Source organism: Buttiauxella sp. S19-1 (assembly GCF_022134725.1).
In the GTDB taxonomy this organism is placed as follows: Bacteria; Pseudomonadota; Gammaproteobacteria; order Enterobacterales; family Enterobacteriaceae; genus Buttiauxella; species Buttiauxella ferragutiae.
This window is the reverse complement of the sequence record NZ_JAHWLU010000115.1, coordinates 1-15,447: the sequence shown is the minus strand read 5'-3', so window position 1 is coordinate 15,447 and position 15,447 is coordinate 1. Positions and strand designations below refer to the sequence as shown.

Genomic DNA, 15,447 nt, shown 5'->3' with positions numbered 1-15,447 from the left:
CTTATATAGCCATAGTATTTCTGATGAATAAAAATCACAGTTTACTGATTTTAAGCAATACTAAACATAGAGATAGAATTTGTATAAAAGCAATAACCCCGATTTCTGGCAAAATCACATATGTTGTTTCACACTTTAGTTTTCCCTGACTGAGGATGGTGTGATGCCTTACAACAGCCGAAGTGACCTCCCTGAAAGTGTTCAAAACGTTCTTCCCGCCCACGCCCAGGATATTTACAAAGAGGCATTTAATAGCGCATGGGATGAATATAAAGACAAAGATGACCGTCGCGATGAGGCCAGTCGCGAAGAAACAGCCCACAAAGTTGCCTGGGCGGCGGTGAAACACGGTTATCAAAAAGGGGACGATGACAAATGGCACAAGAAAAAGTAAACCTTACATAATGTATTGATATCCATATTCAAACGCCGCAACACACATCAGTATGGCAAGTTAATATGACATTTTTGTTGTTTTGTGATCGTCATCAAACTTGCCAGCGTCCCGCTAATTGCTTATGTTCTCAGATATGTTGCTCTATATATGAGCAGTAACTAAAAAGCCCGGAAGGCACATCTGACGTAGTCACACGGAAGTATGCAGTGGCGGAGGTGTATGGTGTTAACGCGTGATTTCTTAATGAAAGCGGATTGTAAGACAGCTTTTGGTTCCATTGAGGAATCGTTGTTGTGGAGTCCTGAGCAGCGCTCGGCATCACTTGCCGCGACGATGGCTTGCCGTCCCGATAACAGCCCCGTATGGATTTTCGGCTATGGCTCCCTGATGTGGAACCCGGCATTTGAATATGAAGAGTCGGCCGCAGGAACGCTTGTTGGCTGGCACCGTGCTTTTTGCCTGCGTTTGACGGCAGGGCGCGGAACCGCTTGTCAGCCTGGGCGCATGCTGGCGCTCAAAGAAGGCGGGCGCACCACGGGTCTGGCCTACCGCCTACCCGATGCGATGCTTGAGGATGAGCTGACGCTGGTGTGGAAGCGGGAGATGATAACAGGCTGCTATTTGCCGACGTGGTGCAAACTCGGACTCGATGATGGCCGTGTCGTCAACGCGCTGGTCTTTATCATGGATCCGCGCCATCCGCTGTACGAAGCCGATACGCGAGCTGAAATTATCGCGCCGTTAATTGCCGCCGCCAGCGGCCCGTTGGGCACCAATGCGCAGTATCTCTTCTCGCTGGAACAAGAGTTAATCAAGCGGGGGATGCATGATGATTGCCTGGATGAGCTGGTGAATAAAGTCAGAGACTGGCTACAGCCGAAGGGCGATGACGGGGATTTACAAACTCACTTCGCATAAATTCATTCCGGCTCTTATTAATCAGAGCCGGAATGCTGCTTTTAAGCAGGAACATAACTAATTGAATGCTCAAGCGATTTGCTGTGGCTATCAATCAGCACTTTCCACTTCCCGCTGTACGGCACCGTCAAATAAGCAGACTGCCTGTCTTCCACGCTCAAAATATCCGCCTGCGGTTTGCCCGCAGAACTGTTGTCGCTCATCAAATGAATATGGCTTTTATTTGAACAGTGAACCACCACGGTATCACCGCCGAAAAGATGCAGACTGGCTTTCACTACAGGCATTTTTATACTCCGCTATCACAACAAAGTTAGACATCCGCGCCGCTGGTTTTGCTGGTGATCAGTGATGTTGTTCACAAATCACACTTTATGCATAACACCAGACCCCGACGTCAGAAATGCTGACTTCGATCAAAAAATGCTGTAACGAATCAACTTTAGTGTACATATTCCTGAGACCATTCAGCTGATGAATTTTTATGCGGGAAATTCGCCTCTGGTCATCATTAAATCTGGTGTCAGAAGGTTAAGACTTTATCGGCGGCCAGCGTCCACTCAGCCAGTTCAACTAACGTGCCAATTTCAACGCCATCAACCAAAGGTAAAGCCGTGATGCCGCGCCCGTCGGTGCAGGTCTTGCACAGTTTTACCGGTACGTTCTGCGCAGTCAAAATCTCCAGCATTTGCTGAATGTTATAGCCTTCAGAAGGTTTCTGGCCGCGTAAACCCGCGGTCACTGCATCAGACATCAAAAACAGTTTCACTTCCGGCTGCGGCTGTTGATCGCACAACGCGATGGCCAGGCGCAGACTGTTAAACAGAGATTCACTGCCGTAAGCAGCCCCGTTGGCAATAATCACAACTTTTTGCATTTGTTCTCCTTTGCGCCCGACGGCACGACTTTTGCTTAATTCTTTGCATCATTAGAGCAACACTTGCCGCTCAGGAGCGTTATATGAAGGCTACCGTCGCCGCGAATCCTACTGCTCGCGACTTTTTAATCGCGGCCCGAACCCGTGGGCGTGAGCAATTGCAGGACATTTTGCAAATCGGTGAGTTGACTGGCTGCATAGCCAGGCTCGCGCACATGCTACAACGCGAACGCGGGGCTTCCAACATCTGGCTGTGCTCCTCCGGTCAATTATTTGGCGATCAACATCAGCGCTGTATCGCAGAAGTTGATCGTGAGCTGGCGCATTTTCGCCTGGCTATCGCTGAACCCGATTATCTGCCGGGGAGTGCTCTGTTTGTCAGTCTCGCGTGTGCGCTGCATTACCTTGAACGGTTACCCGAGTTGCGAGTGCAAATTACCGCTCAGCAGATTCAGCCCTTGCATGCGATGGAGCAGTTCAATCTCACCTTGCGCCATCTCCTCAGTATTGTGCCTGAAACCAGCAACGTGATAGATGAAGCCGGTGTGGCTCGGGCTCTGGCGGCGTTGTTTAGTTTTATGCAAGGCAAAGAGCTCGCCGGACAAGAGCGGGCGATTGGTGCGCTGGGTTTCACGCAAGGGGAATTTAGCGACACCTTGCGCCAGCAACTGGTGGATCGCATCGATAGCCAGCAACGCTGTTTTGACGCATTTTGCAGCATGGCGGAGTTGCCTCTACGCCAGCAATTCCTCGACTGTGGGGAACCGTGCCGCGAAACGGAACAACTCCGGCGCATGGCTTGCACCCGACTCCTGCACGATGGGGATGAACCGCAGCGAGCATTGCGCTGGTTTGCGCTGCTAACGACGCGAATTGACGCCCTGAAAGAGGTGGAAGACGCGCTTATCGATGCCGTGATGGCGCAAGCGCAGCAGGCACTTGGTCAGGTGTTGCAAGAAAGGGAACCCGGCGAGAGCGACATCGCCAGTTGGGTCGCCGGACATGGCGGTCAGGAGGGCGAGCGTTATTTCGATCGCCATCTTTTACCGCTGGTGCGCCAGCAGGCCCAGCAACTCGAAACCATGGCTCAACAGTTAGCCTCGCTCAAGGCCACGCTTGAAGAGCGCAAAGTTATCGACCAGGCCAAAGCCATGCTGATTCATCACCAGGGTTACAGCGAAGAACAGGCGTGGCAAACGCTGCGCAAAATGGCGATGAACCAGAACAAACGCATGGTGGATGTTGCAAGCGCGATGGTGTCCGTGGCGGATATCTGGCGGCTACCCACTAAGGAGTAGCTGCACGAAGTGTGGGCATTTAATGCGTTTTTCCGGTGCATGACTTAGCTGATTTACCCTAAAACCCGTGTTTCATCGGCTTTCTAACCTGGCACGCGAGTTGCAGTAATAACGTGAAGATTATTTTTGACCTGGATTGTGCCAATGGCGGTGCGGTTCGGGTTGGACAAAGGCGTCCTTCAATGTGCTGACCCACATTGTTGGGCGCTTTTTTTTTACCCTTTTATCAGGATGAAACCGATGAGCAACAAAACCATAACCCTCTCACGCCGTCGATTTCTACAGGCGGGTGCGGCATTAGGCGGTGCATATTTGCTGCCTGGCATGATGAATTCCGTGTGGGCGGCGGGGAGCGACAAACCCGAACAGAACACGGTGAAAGTCGGGTTTATCCCGCTGACCGATTGTGCCTCGGTCGTCATGGCTGCGGTCAAAGGCTTTGATAAAAAGTACGGTATTTCAATTGTACCGAGCAAAGAAGCAAGCTGGGCGGCGGTGCGCGACAAAATGGTTTCCGGTGAACTCGATGCTGCTCACGTGTTGTACGGCCTGGTTTATGGCCTGGAAATGGGCATTGCGGGTAAACAGCAATCGATGGCGAACCTGATGACGCTTAACAACAACGGCCAGGCCATCTCCCTTTCGATGGATCTCGCAAAGCAGGGCGTGACGGATGCGCAAAGCCTGAAAAAACTCGTGGCCAGCAAAGAGCCGGGAAGTTTCACCTTCGCGCATACCTTCCCCACGGGTACCCACGCGATGTGGCTCTATTACTGGCTGGCGCAGGCGGGCATTAACCCGTTTACCGACGTGCGCACCGTGGTCGTTCCGCCGCCACAAATGGTGATGAATATGCGCATTGGCAATATGCAGGGATTTTGCGTCGGTGAACCCTGGAACCAACGGGCAATCAGCGACGGTATCGGCTTCACCGCTGCAACCTCGCAATCAATCTGGCCGGATCACCCGGAAAAAATCCTCGGTACCCGCAGTGCTTGGGTGGAACAAAATCCCAACACCGCACGAGCCTTAGTCGCCGCCATTCTTGAGGCATCGCGCTGGATTGATGCCAGCGACGACAACCGCCGCGAAACCGCTAATGTGCTCGCCGGGCGGGCGTACCTCAACACCAAAGCCGATTTCCTGACCGGGCGCATGCTCGGGCAATACGACAATGGCATCGGCAAGAAATGGCAGGACGACCACGCCATGCATTTTTTCCGTGATGGCGAAGTGACCTTCCCGTGGCTTTCCGACGGCATGTGGTTCCTGACCCAGCACCGCCGCTGGGGCTTGCTGGATAGCGACCCGGACTACCTTGCTATCGCCAAACGCATCAATCGTATCGACATCTATCAGCAGGCCGCAACCGCCGTGGGCAATATTTCCGTCTCCACAAGTCCGATGCGCAGCAGCACTTTGATGGATGGCAGCACCTGGAACGGCAATGACCCTGCCGCCTACGCCGCAAGTTTCGCCATTAATAAACGCTAAGGGGAATGACATGAATCAGCCTGCACAGAAACCGCCCGCCACGGCACTTAGCACCACCGTTGGGGAAGTGATTGTTCTGCCGCCCGTCACCGTTCGCCGCCGTACACCGCAGTGGCGTAAATATTGCGTGAGCTTTTTCCAGCGCCTGGTGCCCGCCGTTCTGGGACTGGGATTGTTAGTGGTGGCCTGGCAGATTGCCGCGCTGAACAGTAAAGGTTTCCCGACGCCGCTTAGCACGCTGGAATCGGCCATCACGCTGTTTTCCGACCCGTTCTATAACGCCGGGCCAAACGACCAGGGGATTGGCTGGAATATTCTTGCCTCGCTCGCGCGCGTCGCCGTTGGCTTCGGCCTCGCCGCCATTGTCGGTATACCGGCAGGCTTCCTGATTGGTCGCTTTACCTTCTTAGCCCGCATGTTTAACCCGGTTATCTCGCTCTTGCGCCCGGTCAGCCCGCTGGCCTGGCTGCCGATTGGTCTGCTGCTGTTTCAAAAAGCGGAGCCTGCGTCGAGCTGGACCATTTTCATCTGTTCCATCTGGCCGATGGTGATTAACACCGCCGAGGGGGTGAAGCGCATCCCGGACGATTACCTCAACGTGGCGCGTGTGCTGCAGCTCTCCGAATGGACGGTGATGCGGAAAATTTTGTTCCCGGCGGTTTTGCCCGCGGTATTAACCGGTGTGCGGTTATCTATCGGCATTGCGTGGCTGGTGATTGTCGCCGCCGAAATGCTGACCGGCGGCCTGGGCATTGGCTTTTGGATCTGGAACGAGTGGAACAACCTCAACGTCGAAAACATCCTGATCGCAATTGTGATTATCGGTGTCGTCGGGCTGCTGCTCGAACAGGGTTTGATGTTATTGGCACGTCATTTTAGCTGGGAAAAATAAGGGGAAACCAATGAAGAAGATCATCCAGGTTCAGAATGTCAGCCAACGTTTTTCCACCGCAAGTGGCGAATTTTTAGCCCTGAGCAACGTCAGTTTTGATATCGCCGAAGGGGAAACCATCAGCCTGATAGGGCACTCGGGTTGCGGCAAATCCACGCTGCTAAATCTGATTGCCGGGATCACCTTACCCTCTGACGGCGGCCTGCTTTGCGACAACCGCGAAATCGCCGGGCCGGGGCCGGAGCGCGCCGTAGTGTTCCAGAACCATTCCCTGCTGCCGTGGATGACCTGCTTTGAAAACGTGGCGCTGGCGGTGGATCAAGTGTTTCGTCACACCATGAGCCGCGCCGAGCGTCGCGAATGGATAGTTCACAACCTCGAACGCGTGCAAATGGGCCACGCGATAAACAAACGACCCGGTGAAATATCCGGCGGCATGAAACAGCGTGTCGGCATTGCCCGTGCGTTGGCGATGAAACCGAAAGTGCTGCTGATGGACGAGCCGTTCGGGGCGCTCGATGCTTTGACGCGCGCCCATTTGCAGGATGCGGTAATGCACATACAACAAGAGTTGCATACCACCATCGTGCTGATCACTCATGACGTTGATGAAGCCGTTTTGCTCTCAGATCGCGTGCTGATGATGACCAACGGCCCGGCGGCTACGGTAGGTGAAACATTACAGGTTGATTTACCGCGCCCGCGTAATCGTGTGGAACTGGCGGAGGACAGCCGCTATCACCATCTGCGCCAGCAAGTGCTGCGCTTCCTCTACGAAAAGCAGCCAAAGGCTGCCTGAGGGAACGCTCATGATGCGACGTCTGATTGTTATCGGCAACGGCATGGCGGCCATCCGCCTGGTCGAACAAATTGTCGCGCAAGCGGCGGGGCAGTTTGCCATCACTGTTTTTGGTGAGGAGCCCGCTCTGAGCTACAACCGCATTTTGCTCTCGCCGGTGCTGGCGGGGGAGAAAACCGCCGGCACGACACAATTGCACGATGCCGCCTGGTATGTCTCCCACGGTATTGAGCTTTTAACCGGCGAAGCGGTATTAGAAGTGAATACTCAGCGCCGTACCGTGCATTCGGACAAACGCATGCTCGAATATGACGAACTGGTTTTTGCCACCGGTTCACGCCCGTTTATCCCGCCGATTGACGGGCATCAGTTGCCGCATGTACACGGTTTTCGCAACCTGGCGGATGTCGACGCGATCCTGGGCGGCGAGGGAAATGCCGTGGTACTTGGCGGCGGTTTACTGGGCGTGGAAGCGGCGGCGGCACTTTGCGCGCGCGGTATTCCCGTCACTTTAATTCACCGCCAGCCGTGGCTAATGGACATTCAACTTAACCCGCAGGCGGGTTTGCTGCTTGAGGAACATCTCGCGCAAAGGGGGATTTCATGCCAGTTAAATTGCGGCATTGAACGCATTTCTGATGCCAGTGTGACGTTAAGCAACGGCGAGGTATTACCTGCCGGGCGGGTGATTATCGCCACCGGTGTGAAGCCGAATATTACGTTGGCACAAGAGTCCGGAATTGCCTGCCAGCGTGGCATCACCGTCGATGCGCAACTGCGAAGCTCGATGCCCCATATCAGCGCGCTGGGCGAATGCTGCGAAATTGACGGGCAAACCTGGGGGCTGGTGGCGCCTTGCTTGCAACAGGCCGATGTTTTAGCCGCCCGTTTATGCGGCAACACAGCGCACGACTTTTGCTATCAGGACTGCGGCACGCGCCTGAAAGTCAGCGGTATTCCGCTGTTTTCCGCAGGTGAAATCCGCAGGCAGCCAGACACGCGTGTGCTCACCGCTTTTGATCCCCTGACAAAACACTATCGCTGCCTGCATTTGCGCGGCGGCAAGCTGGTGGGCGCATTGCTGATGGGGGATATCACGCCCGCCAGTGCGCTCACCGACATTTTACTCAGCGCGACCCCCGTTACACCTGGCGTGCTGTTTGATGAATATCACTCTGATGAGCAGCAGCTGGCTGCTGGAAATGACGACATGACAAAAGCAACCCTGGTAGTCATTGGGCACGGTATGGTCGGGCACCACTTTCTGGAACAGTGTGTGGCACAGCAACTGCATCACAGTTATCACATCGTGGTGTTCGGCGAGGAGCGCCACCCAGCGTATGACCGCGTGCATCTCTCGGAATATTTTGCGGGCCGTAGCGCCGAATCGCTCTCGATGGTGCAGGGCGATTTCTTTAACCAACACGGGATTGAGCTGCGTTGTCAGAGCAAAATCGTTGCGATTGACCGCCAACAGCGCGTTGTGCGCGACAGCGAAGGGCGTGAAACCTACTTCGATAAACTGGTGCTGGCGACAGGATCTTATCCGTTTGTCCCGCCGGTTCCCGGCAACGATTTGCCCGGGTGCTTTGTCTATCGCACGCTCGACGATCTGGATGCTATCGCGCAACGTGCGCGTCACGCCAGACGTGGTGTTGTGATTGGCGGAGGTTTGCTCGGGCTGGAAGCGGCGAATGCTCTCAAACAGCTTGGACTGGAAACGCATGTGGTGGAGTTCGCCCCAAATCTGATGGCGGTACAACTCGATAACGCGGGGGCGACGATGCTGCGTGAGAAAATCAGCGATATCGGCGTGCAGGTGCATACCAGCAAATCGACGACGGCCATTACAGATACCGATGGTTTGCAGCTTAATTTCGCTGACGGCGAAACGCTGAGTACCGACCTCATTGTCTTTTCCGCCGGGATCCGCCCGCAGGATGCACTGGCTCGCAGCAGCGAACTCGCCCTTGGCGAACGTGGCGGCATTGTGATCAACGACAGCTGCCAGACCAGCGATAACGCGATTTACGCTATCGGTGAATGTGCGCTGTGGGAAGGGAAAATCTATGGCCTGGTGGCGCCGGGTTATCAAATGGCGCGCGTCGCGGCGGCAGCGCTTGCCGGGCAAGAGTCCGTATTCCGGGGGGCGGATATGAGCACCAAACTCAAATTGCTCGGCATTGAAGTGGCATCGTTTGGCGATGCACTCGGGCGCACACCCGGCAGCCAAAGCTACCAGTGGACTAACGGCCCGCAGCAGATCTACAAAAAGATTGTGGTGTCTGCCGACAACAAAACCCTGCTCGGCGGCGTGCTGGTGGGTGACAGCCAGGAATACGCTACGTTGCTGCAAATGATGCTCAACGGCATGGCGCTCCCCGCACAGCCCGAAAGCCTGATTCTGCCTGTATCCGCAGGTGGCGTGCCAAAAGGTCTGGGGGTTGCGGCATTACCGGAAACCGCACAGATTTGCTCCTGCCATAACGTCAGCAAAGCCGATATTTGTGCCGCGGTGAGCAACGGAGCGGGCGACATGGGGGCCATTAAAACCTGCACCAAAGCAGCAACGGGCTGCGGCGGTTGTTCAGCCCTGGTGAAACAGGTGATGGAATACCAGTTGCAAGAGCAGGGTGTTGAAGTGAAAAAGGATATTTGCGAACACTTCCGGTACTCACGCCAGGAAATCTACCATCTGGTGCGCGTTAACCATATCCACAGTTTTGAACAGCTGATTAGCCGCTACGGTCATGGGCACGGTTGCGAAATTTGCAAACCGCTTGCTGCGTCGGTGCTGGCATCGTGCTGGAATGAGTACTTATTAAAACCAGCGCATCTTCCGCTCCAGGACACCAACGACCGCTATTTCGCTAACATCCAGAAAGACGGTACTTACTCCATTGTACCGCGTGTGCCTGCCGGGGAAATCACGCCGGATGGGCTTATTGCCATAGGCCAGGTGGCAAAACGCTATCAGCTGTACAGCAAAATTACCGGCGGTCAGCGTATCGATTTGTTTGGTGCACGCCTCGAAGAACTGCCCGCCATCTGGGAAGAGCTGGTGGCGGCTGGGTTTGAAACCGGGCACGCCTACGGTAAATCATTGCGCACGGTGAAATCTTGCGTTGGTTCAACCTGGTGCCGCTACGGCGTGCAGGATTCTACCGGCCTGGCGATTGAGCTTGAGAACCGCTACAAAGGTTTGCGCTCTCCGCACAAAATCAAAATGGCTGTTTCGGGCTGCACCAGAGAATGTGCCGAAGCGCAAAGCAAAGACATCGGCGTGATTGCCACCGACAAAGGCTGGAACCTCTACGTGTGCGGCAACGGCGGCATGAAGCCGCGGCACGCCGATCTGTTCGCCAGCGATCTTGACCGTGAAACACTGATCCGCACCATCGACTGTTTGCTGATGTTTTACATCCGCACCGCAGACCGTTTGCAGCGCACCAGTACCTGGATGGATAACCTTGAAGGCGGCATTGAATATCTGCGCGACGTCATACTCAACGACAGTCTTGGCCTTGCCGATGAGCTGGAAAAAGAGATGGCGGGCGTGGTGGAGACTTACCAGTGCGAATGGCAGACCACGCTTAACAGCCCGGACCACCTGGCGTTGTTCCGCTCTTATGTCAACAGCGAACAACCCGACGAAGCGGTGCAACGCCAGACTCTGCGCGGGCAGCTACAGCCGGTCAGCGAAGTTGTCCATCTGCCCGCCACGACGCCAGCCAAACCATGGCAGGCGGTGTGCGATATCAGTGCAATCCCGGCGCAGGCAGGTATTGGCGCACGTTTGGGCGAGTTGCAAATCGCGCTGTTCCGTATTGGTGATGCCATTTACGCGCTGGATAACCTGGAGCCTGGCAGCGATGCGAACGTGCTTTCTCGCGGGATTGTTGGTGACGCTTCCGGCGAGCCGATTGTGATTTCGCCGCTCTACAAACATCGTATTCGCCTGCGCGATGGGCGTATGCAGGACGGTGAGCAGGCGGTTCGTGCCTGGCCGGTCAAAGTAGAACATGGCACCGTGTGGGTCGGGAGTCAGGCGCTAATTTTGCGTGCGGAGGCATCATGAATAGCGTGGTGCGCACCACTTGCCCTTATTGCGGAGTCGGGTGTGGCGTTGAAGCCCGGCCAGCAGAAAATGGCGGCTACGAGATAACCGGTGATAAACATCACCCGGCAAATTTTGGGCGGCTGTGCGTTAAAGGCGCCGCGCTCGGAGAAACGCTTGGCCTTGACGGGCGTTTGCTTTACCCGGAAGTCGGCGGCGAACGCGTGAGCTGGGACGCGGCGCTGGATGAAACCGCCAACCGATTGCAGGCCATTATTAATGAGTTTGGCCCAAAAGCGGTCGCGTTCTACGCTTCCGGCCAGTTGCTGACCGAAGATTATTACGCCGCCAATAAACTGATGAAGGGGTTTATCGGTGCGGGCAATATCGACACCAATTCACGGCTGTGCATGTCGTCAGCGGTGGTGGGGTATAAACGCGCCTTTGGCGCAGATTTTGTGCCGTGTAGCTATGAGGATCTTGAGCAAACCGATTTGGTTATTCTGGTCGGATCCAATGCGGCCTGGGCGCATCCGGTGCTGTATCAACGCCTGGCTCAGGTTAAAAAACTGCGTCCGCAGATGAAAGTGGTGGTTATCGACCCACGCCGTACCGCCACCTGCGACATTGCCGATTTACACCTGGCGCTGCGCCCCGGAAGTGATGCCGCCTTGTTTGTCGGGCTGCTGAATATTTTGCAGCCGTCTTTGGCTATTAATTCTTTTGATGGCCAAAACGCAGCGCTTGAAATCGCTGCCGAGTGGAGCCTGGAGAAATGTGCCGATTTTTGTCAGCTCGAAAGCGCTGCGGTGCAGACATTCTGGCAATGGTTTACGCAGGCCAATCGGGCGATGACGCTTTACACCATGGGCATCAATCAATCGTCGAGCGGCAGTGACAAATGCAACGCTATCATTAACGTTCACCTTGCGAGCGGAAAAATTGGGCGCGGAGGTTGCGGTCCGTTTTCGCTGACCGGGCAGCCAAATGCGATGGGCGGGCGAGAAGTGGGCGGTCTGGCGAATCAGCTGGCCTGCCATATGAATTTCGAGCCTGCGGATATTGCCCGTCTGGGGCGCTTTTGGGGCAGCGAACGCATTGCCGAAACGCCAGGATTGATGGCGGTTGAACTGTTCGAGGCGATAGGGCGCGGTGAAGTGAAGGCCGTGTGGATTATGGGGACCAACCCGGTGGTATCGCTGCCGGATAACTCCCGTGTGGCGCAGGCGCTGGCGCGGTGCCCGTTGGTGATTGTCTCAGATGTGGTGTGCGAAACAGATACTTCGCGCTTCGCCAGCGTTAAATTTCCGGCTCTGGCGTGGGGGGAGAAAAACGGCACCGTCACTAACTCTGAACGGCGAATTTCGCGCCAGCGCGCGTTTCTACCGGCGCCGGGTGAGGCTCGCGCCGACTGGTGGATGGTGGCGCAAATAGCCCGGCGCCTGGGTTATCGCGAGGCCTTTGACTGGCAGCATCCGCAGCAAATTTTCAGCGAACACGCAGCGCTTTCAGGTTATGAAAATAATGGCACTCGTGCATTTGATATCAGCAACCTGGCGTACATGACGAGTGAACAATACGACGCGCTGGAACCTGTGCGCTGGCCGGTTTCAGGAGATGCACATTCATCATTTAAAAGCTGGCGCGAGAATGGAAAGTTTCAACTGCTGCCGGTGGAACCGGTTTTACCGCAGGCAAAAGTCGACCATTATTATCCGTTGATTCTGAACAGCGGACGCATTCGCGATCAATGGCATACCATGACGCGTACCGGGAGCGTGCCGCGCCTGATGCAGCACATCACTATGCCGATTATGGAAATTCACCCGAGGGATGCGAAACGTTACGGTGTCACCCATGAAGGGTTGGTCAGAGTGGCCTCGCGTTCCGGTGGCATGGTGGCGAAGGTGCGGGTGAGCGAAAGCCAGTTACCGGGGAACGTCTTTGTGCCGATGCACTGGAATCAGCAATTTGCGCGAAAAGGGCAGATTAACAGCCTGGTGGCAAGCGTATGTGACCCGCATTCCGGGCAGCCTGAAAGTAAGCAAACCGCAGTACGTATTCAGCGCTGGCAGCCCGCATGGTGCGGAGAGATTTTTGCCAGGGTCGCTATCGCCTTCGGCGAGGAGTTTCACTGGTGGAAGCAAGCAACACCCGGTGTTCACCATTTCCTGTGTGCGGCAGACAGCGACGCTAAAGCGTGGATTGAAACGCTTGCCGCAGGGCGTGGCTGGCAGTTGCAAACCGCCTGCGGAGACGGTCAGTTTCACCATGTGCTCGCCTGGTATCACGGGGAGTTACAGCTGGCTTTTTATAGCGCAAATGGCTGGCAAGACATCAGTGCGGCAGCGGTGCTCAGCGCTTTTGAACAGGCCCCGACAACGGCATCGGAACGCCATCGCCTGCTGGCCGGAAAGGCACCCGACACACAACCTGATACGGGGGCCACGGTGTGTAGCTGCTTTGGCGTGGGAGAGAAAACGATCCTTGCTGCCATCGCCGGGGGATGCCGGTCGGTCGCCCAGTTAGGTGAAAAACTGCGCTGCGGCACAAACTGCGGATCCTGTATTCCTGAACTCAAAGCGTTGTTGAAGTAAAACCGGAGTAATCTGGGTTTACGAGTTTGGGAATGAATTGCGGTGGGGTGATGTTATAATTTCCAGATGTTTAGAAAAGCAGTTCCATTTTTCACCTTGTCGTACGCACTCCTCAGCGCAGGAGGGGCTGCCAGTACCCGGCAGACCTTTATCGAGAAAGCCGAAAACCCTTTTGACCAATCAACCGAACAGTTGCCCGACCTGGGAATAGCCCCGGAATCGGACGCGGCTGCACGCGAAATTGCCGCCATGGCAAAAAAATTCGGTGAAGCCAGCATGGTTGATGATGGGCTGGATGCGGGCGATCAGGCGCGGATGTTCGCTTTTGCCCGGTTGCGCGATGTGTTAACCAGCAAAGTGACCAACGAAGCGGAATCGCTGTTATCGCCGTGGGGTAAAGCCAGTATCAATTTGCGGGTGGATGAACACGGTAACTGGAATGGCAGCAACGCCTCGCTGTTTAGCCCGTGGGAAGATAACAGCCGTTATTTGACCTGGAGCCAGGTGGGGTTTACCCAGCGCGATGATGGCACCATCGGCAACCTTGGGGCCGGGCAACGTTGGGTTGCCGGTGACTGGCTATTGGGCTACAACGCGTTTTACGACAATCAGCTTTCCACCCATTCGCAGCGCGCAGGGTTTGGTGCCGAAGCGTGGGGCGAATATTTACGTCTTTCGACAAATTTCTATCAACCGCTAAAAAACTGGCAAGAAGGCGAAAGTGAAACGATGGAGCAGCGCCTGGCACGGGGTTACGACGTGACCGCACAGGCCTGGTTACCGTTTTACCGGCACATCAATACTAGCCTGAGCTTTGAGAAGTATTTTGGTAACAGCGTTGACCTGTTTGATAGCGGCACCGGTTATCGCAACCCGGTGGCGGTGACGATGGGGCTGAATTATACCCCCATCCCGTTATTGACGCTGACCGCCCAGCATAAGCAGGGGGAAAGTGGTGTCTCGCAGGATAACCTTGGCCTGAAAGTGAATTATCGTTTTGGTGTGCCGGTGAGTAAGCAGATTTCTGCGGCTGAGGTCGCCACCACCAGTTCGCTGCGCGGTAGCCGCTACGACAACGTGGAACGTAATTCGCTGCCGGTGATGGAATATCGTCAACGTAAAACGCTGGCGGTCTTTTTGGCGACACCCCCCTGGGAATTACAGCCTGGTGAGACTGTGGCACTGAAGCTGCAAATCCGCGCCAGTCATGGTATCCGCAGCGTAATCTGGCAGGGTGACACCCAGGCGCTGAGTTTGACGCCACCTGCAGATAATCGTGACACCAGCGGCTGGAGCATGATTATGCCAGCATGGAGCGAGCAAGGGCCCAATGAGTTCCGTCTTTCGGTAGTTATCGAGGATGATAAAGGCCAGAAAGTGACCTCTAACTGGATTACGCTGCAGCTGGCAGAGCCGTTGATTGTCAACCCGGTTGGTGACCCCAGATATGAGTTGTTGCCCGAATAGTAGGTTATGTCGGATGACGGGATTTTGTAGGGTGGATAAGCGCAGCGTCATCCACCATTCTTTTCCATCATTCAAACCATCAGAAAATACGATCCTGATGCACCCAGACCGCCGCTTCAACGCGGGATTTAAGCTTCATCTTCTTCAACAAATGCTTAACGTGAACCTTCACCGTACTTTCGGTGATGTCCAGACGGCGTGCGATCATCTTGTTCGGCAAGCCCTGGGCGATAAGTTTGAGAATGTCGCGCTCGCGCGGCGTAAGCAGATTCACATCACGGTCAGAGGTGGCGCGGTTGGCGCGCAAACTGGCAGCCAGCACTGGCGTTAACGCTTCACTCAGTACCATTTCCCCGGCGGCGGCTTGTTGCAAGGCTTTCAGCAAATCTTCCGGTTCCATGTCTTTCAACAAATAACCATCTGCGCCTCTTTTCAGCGCCGTCACCACATCTTCTTCATGGTTCGACACGCTAAACACCACGATGCGGCCAGAAAGCGGCTTTTCACGCAGGCAGTCCAGCGTTTCCAGACCGTTCATACCCGGCATATTCAAATCCAGCAGAATCAGATCCGGGTCGAGTTCCTCCGCCAGTAGCACGCCTTGCGCACCATTGCCCGCTTCACCCACGACGGCTAACTCCGGCGCCATAC

General features: G+C 55.2%; 12 protein-coding genes. 9 read left to right on the top strand and 3 right to left on the bottom strand.

Going from position 1 to position 15,447, the window contains the following annotated elements:
* The first annotated feature begins 163 nt into the window (after positions 1 to 163).
* Both chaB and MES37_RS19830 read left to right on the top strand, forming a co-directional pair.
* Positions 164 to 394 carry a putative cation transport regulator ChaB gene (chaB, locus tag MES37_RS19835; RefSeq protein WP_064547377.1) on the top strand — a complete coding sequence of 77 codons (231 nt, stop codon included), beginning with the start codon at positions 164 to 166 and terminating at the stop codon, positions 392 to 394.
* Between the two features lie 225 nt (positions 395 to 619).
* A complete protein-coding gene (locus tag MES37_RS19830) occupies positions 620 to 1,315 on the top strand; it encodes a gamma-glutamylcyclotransferase (protein ID WP_064547390.1) in 696 nt (231 codons plus the stop codon).
* 41 nt (positions 1,316 to 1,356) lie between these two features.
* Here the strand turns inward: MES37_RS19830 and MES37_RS19825 are convergent, their stop codons facing one another.
* Positions 1,357 to 1,602: a DUF1883 domain-containing protein gene (locus MES37_RS19825; RefSeq protein ID WP_064547375.1), complete on the bottom strand. Its 246-nt coding sequence runs from the start codon at positions 1,600 to 1,602 to the stop codon at positions 1,357 to 1,359.
* Between the two features lie 236 nt (positions 1,603 to 1,838).
* The gene (locus MES37_RS19820; RefSeq protein ID WP_064547373.1) at positions 1,839 to 2,192 is read right to left on the bottom strand and encodes a DsrE/DsrF/TusD sulfur relay family protein; all 354 of its coding nucleotides are present in this window, start codon (positions 2,190 to 2,192) and stop codon (positions 1,839 to 1,841) included.
* An 83-nt stretch (positions 2,193 to 2,275) separates the two neighbouring features.
* On the opposite strand from MES37_RS19820, the gene MES37_RS19815 reads away from it, so the two are divergent.
* The 7 genes from MES37_RS19815 (at position 2,276) to MES37_RS19785 (ending at position 14,796) form a co-directional block, all read left to right on the top strand.
* Positions 2,276 to 3,490 carry a nitrate- and nitrite sensing domain-containing protein gene (locus MES37_RS19815; protein WP_064547371.1) on the top strand — a complete coding sequence of 405 codons (1,215 nt, stop codon included), beginning with the start codon at positions 2,276 to 2,278 and terminating at the stop codon, positions 3,488 to 3,490.
* Positions 3,491 to 3,730: 240 nt separating this feature from the next.
* Positions 3,731 to 4,984, top strand: a complete 1,254-nt coding sequence (locus tag MES37_RS19810) for a CmpA/NrtA family ABC transporter substrate-binding protein (protein WP_064547369.1) — start codon at positions 3,731 to 3,733, stop codon at positions 4,982 to 4,984.
* Positions 4,985 to 4,994: 10 nt separating this feature from the next.
* Positions 4,995 to 5,876: a nitrate ABC transporter permease gene (ntrB, locus tag MES37_RS19805; RefSeq protein WP_064547367.1), complete on the top strand. Its 882-nt coding sequence runs from the start codon at positions 4,995 to 4,997 to the stop codon at positions 5,874 to 5,876.
* A gap of 10 nt (positions 5,877 to 5,886) precedes the next feature.
* Positions 5,887 to 6,675: an ABC transporter ATP-binding protein gene (locus MES37_RS19800; RefSeq protein WP_064547365.1), complete on the top strand. Its 789-nt coding sequence runs from the start codon at positions 5,887 to 5,889 to the stop codon at positions 6,673 to 6,675.
* A 10-nt stretch (positions 6,676 to 6,685) separates the two neighbouring features.
* On the top strand, positions 6,686 to 10,753 hold the full coding sequence (gene nirB / locus MES37_RS19795; protein ID WP_074388578.1) for a nitrite reductase large subunit NirB: 4,068 nt from the start codon (positions 6,686 to 6,688) through the stop codon (positions 10,751 to 10,753).
* The gene (locus MES37_RS19790; RefSeq protein WP_064547363.1) at positions 10,750 to 13,329 is read left to right on the top strand and encodes a nitrate reductase; all 2,580 of its coding nucleotides are present in this window, start codon (positions 10,750 to 10,752) and stop codon (positions 13,327 to 13,329) included. Before nirB ends, MES37_RS19790 begins: the two co-directional genes overlap by 4 nt.
* 66 nt (positions 13,330 to 13,395) lie before the next feature.
* On the top strand, positions 13,396 to 14,796 hold the full coding sequence (locus MES37_RS19785; RefSeq protein WP_237932471.1) for a YchO/YchP family invasin: 1,401 nt from the start codon (positions 13,396 to 13,398) through the stop codon (positions 14,794 to 14,796).
* A gap of 79 nt (positions 14,797 to 14,875) precedes the next feature.
* Here the strand turns inward: MES37_RS19785 and narL are convergent.
* Positions 14,876 to 15,447, bottom strand: a 572-nt coding sequence (gene narL / locus MES37_RS19780) for a two-component system response regulator NarL (RefSeq protein ID WP_237932469.1), incomplete at its 5' end; no start/stop codon positions are given.

Bases quoted from the DNA above. Each gene is read 5' to 3' on its own strand.
- MES37_RS19825 (WP_064547375.1), bottom strand. From the start codon at position 1,602: ATGCCTGTAGTGAAAGCCAGTCTGCATCTTTTCGGCGGTGATACCGTG.
- ntrB (WP_064547367.1), top strand. From the start codon at position 4,995: ATGAATCAGCCTGCACAGAAACCGCCCGCCACGGCACTTAGCACCACC.
- MES37_RS19815 (WP_064547371.1), top strand. From the start codon at position 2,276: ATGAAGGCTACCGTCGCCGCGAATCCTACTGCTCGCGACTTTTTAATC.
- chaB (WP_064547377.1), top strand. From the start codon at position 164: ATGCCTTACAACAGCCGAAGTGACCTCCCTGAAAGTGTTCAAAACGTT.
- MES37_RS19785 (WP_237932471.1), top strand. From the start codon at position 13,396: ATGTTTAGAAAAGCAGTTCCATTTTTCACCTTGTCGTACGCACTCCTC.
- MES37_RS19820 (WP_064547373.1), bottom strand. From the start codon at position 2,192: ATGCAAAAAGTTGTGATTATTGCCAACGGGGCTGCTTACGGCAGTGAA.
- nirB (WP_074388578.1), top strand. From the start codon at position 6,686: ATGATGCGACGTCTGATTGTTATCGGCAACGGCATGGCGGCCATCCGC.
- MES37_RS19810 (WP_064547369.1), top strand. From the start codon at position 3,731: ATGAGCAACAAAACCATAACCCTCTCACGCCGTCGATTTCTACAGGCG.
- MES37_RS19800 (WP_064547365.1), top strand. From the start codon at position 5,887: ATGAAGAAGATCATCCAGGTTCAGAATGTCAGCCAACGTTTTTCCACC.
- MES37_RS19790 (WP_064547363.1), top strand. From the start codon at position 10,750: ATGAATAGCGTGGTGCGCACCACTTGCCCTTATTGCGGAGTCGGGTGT.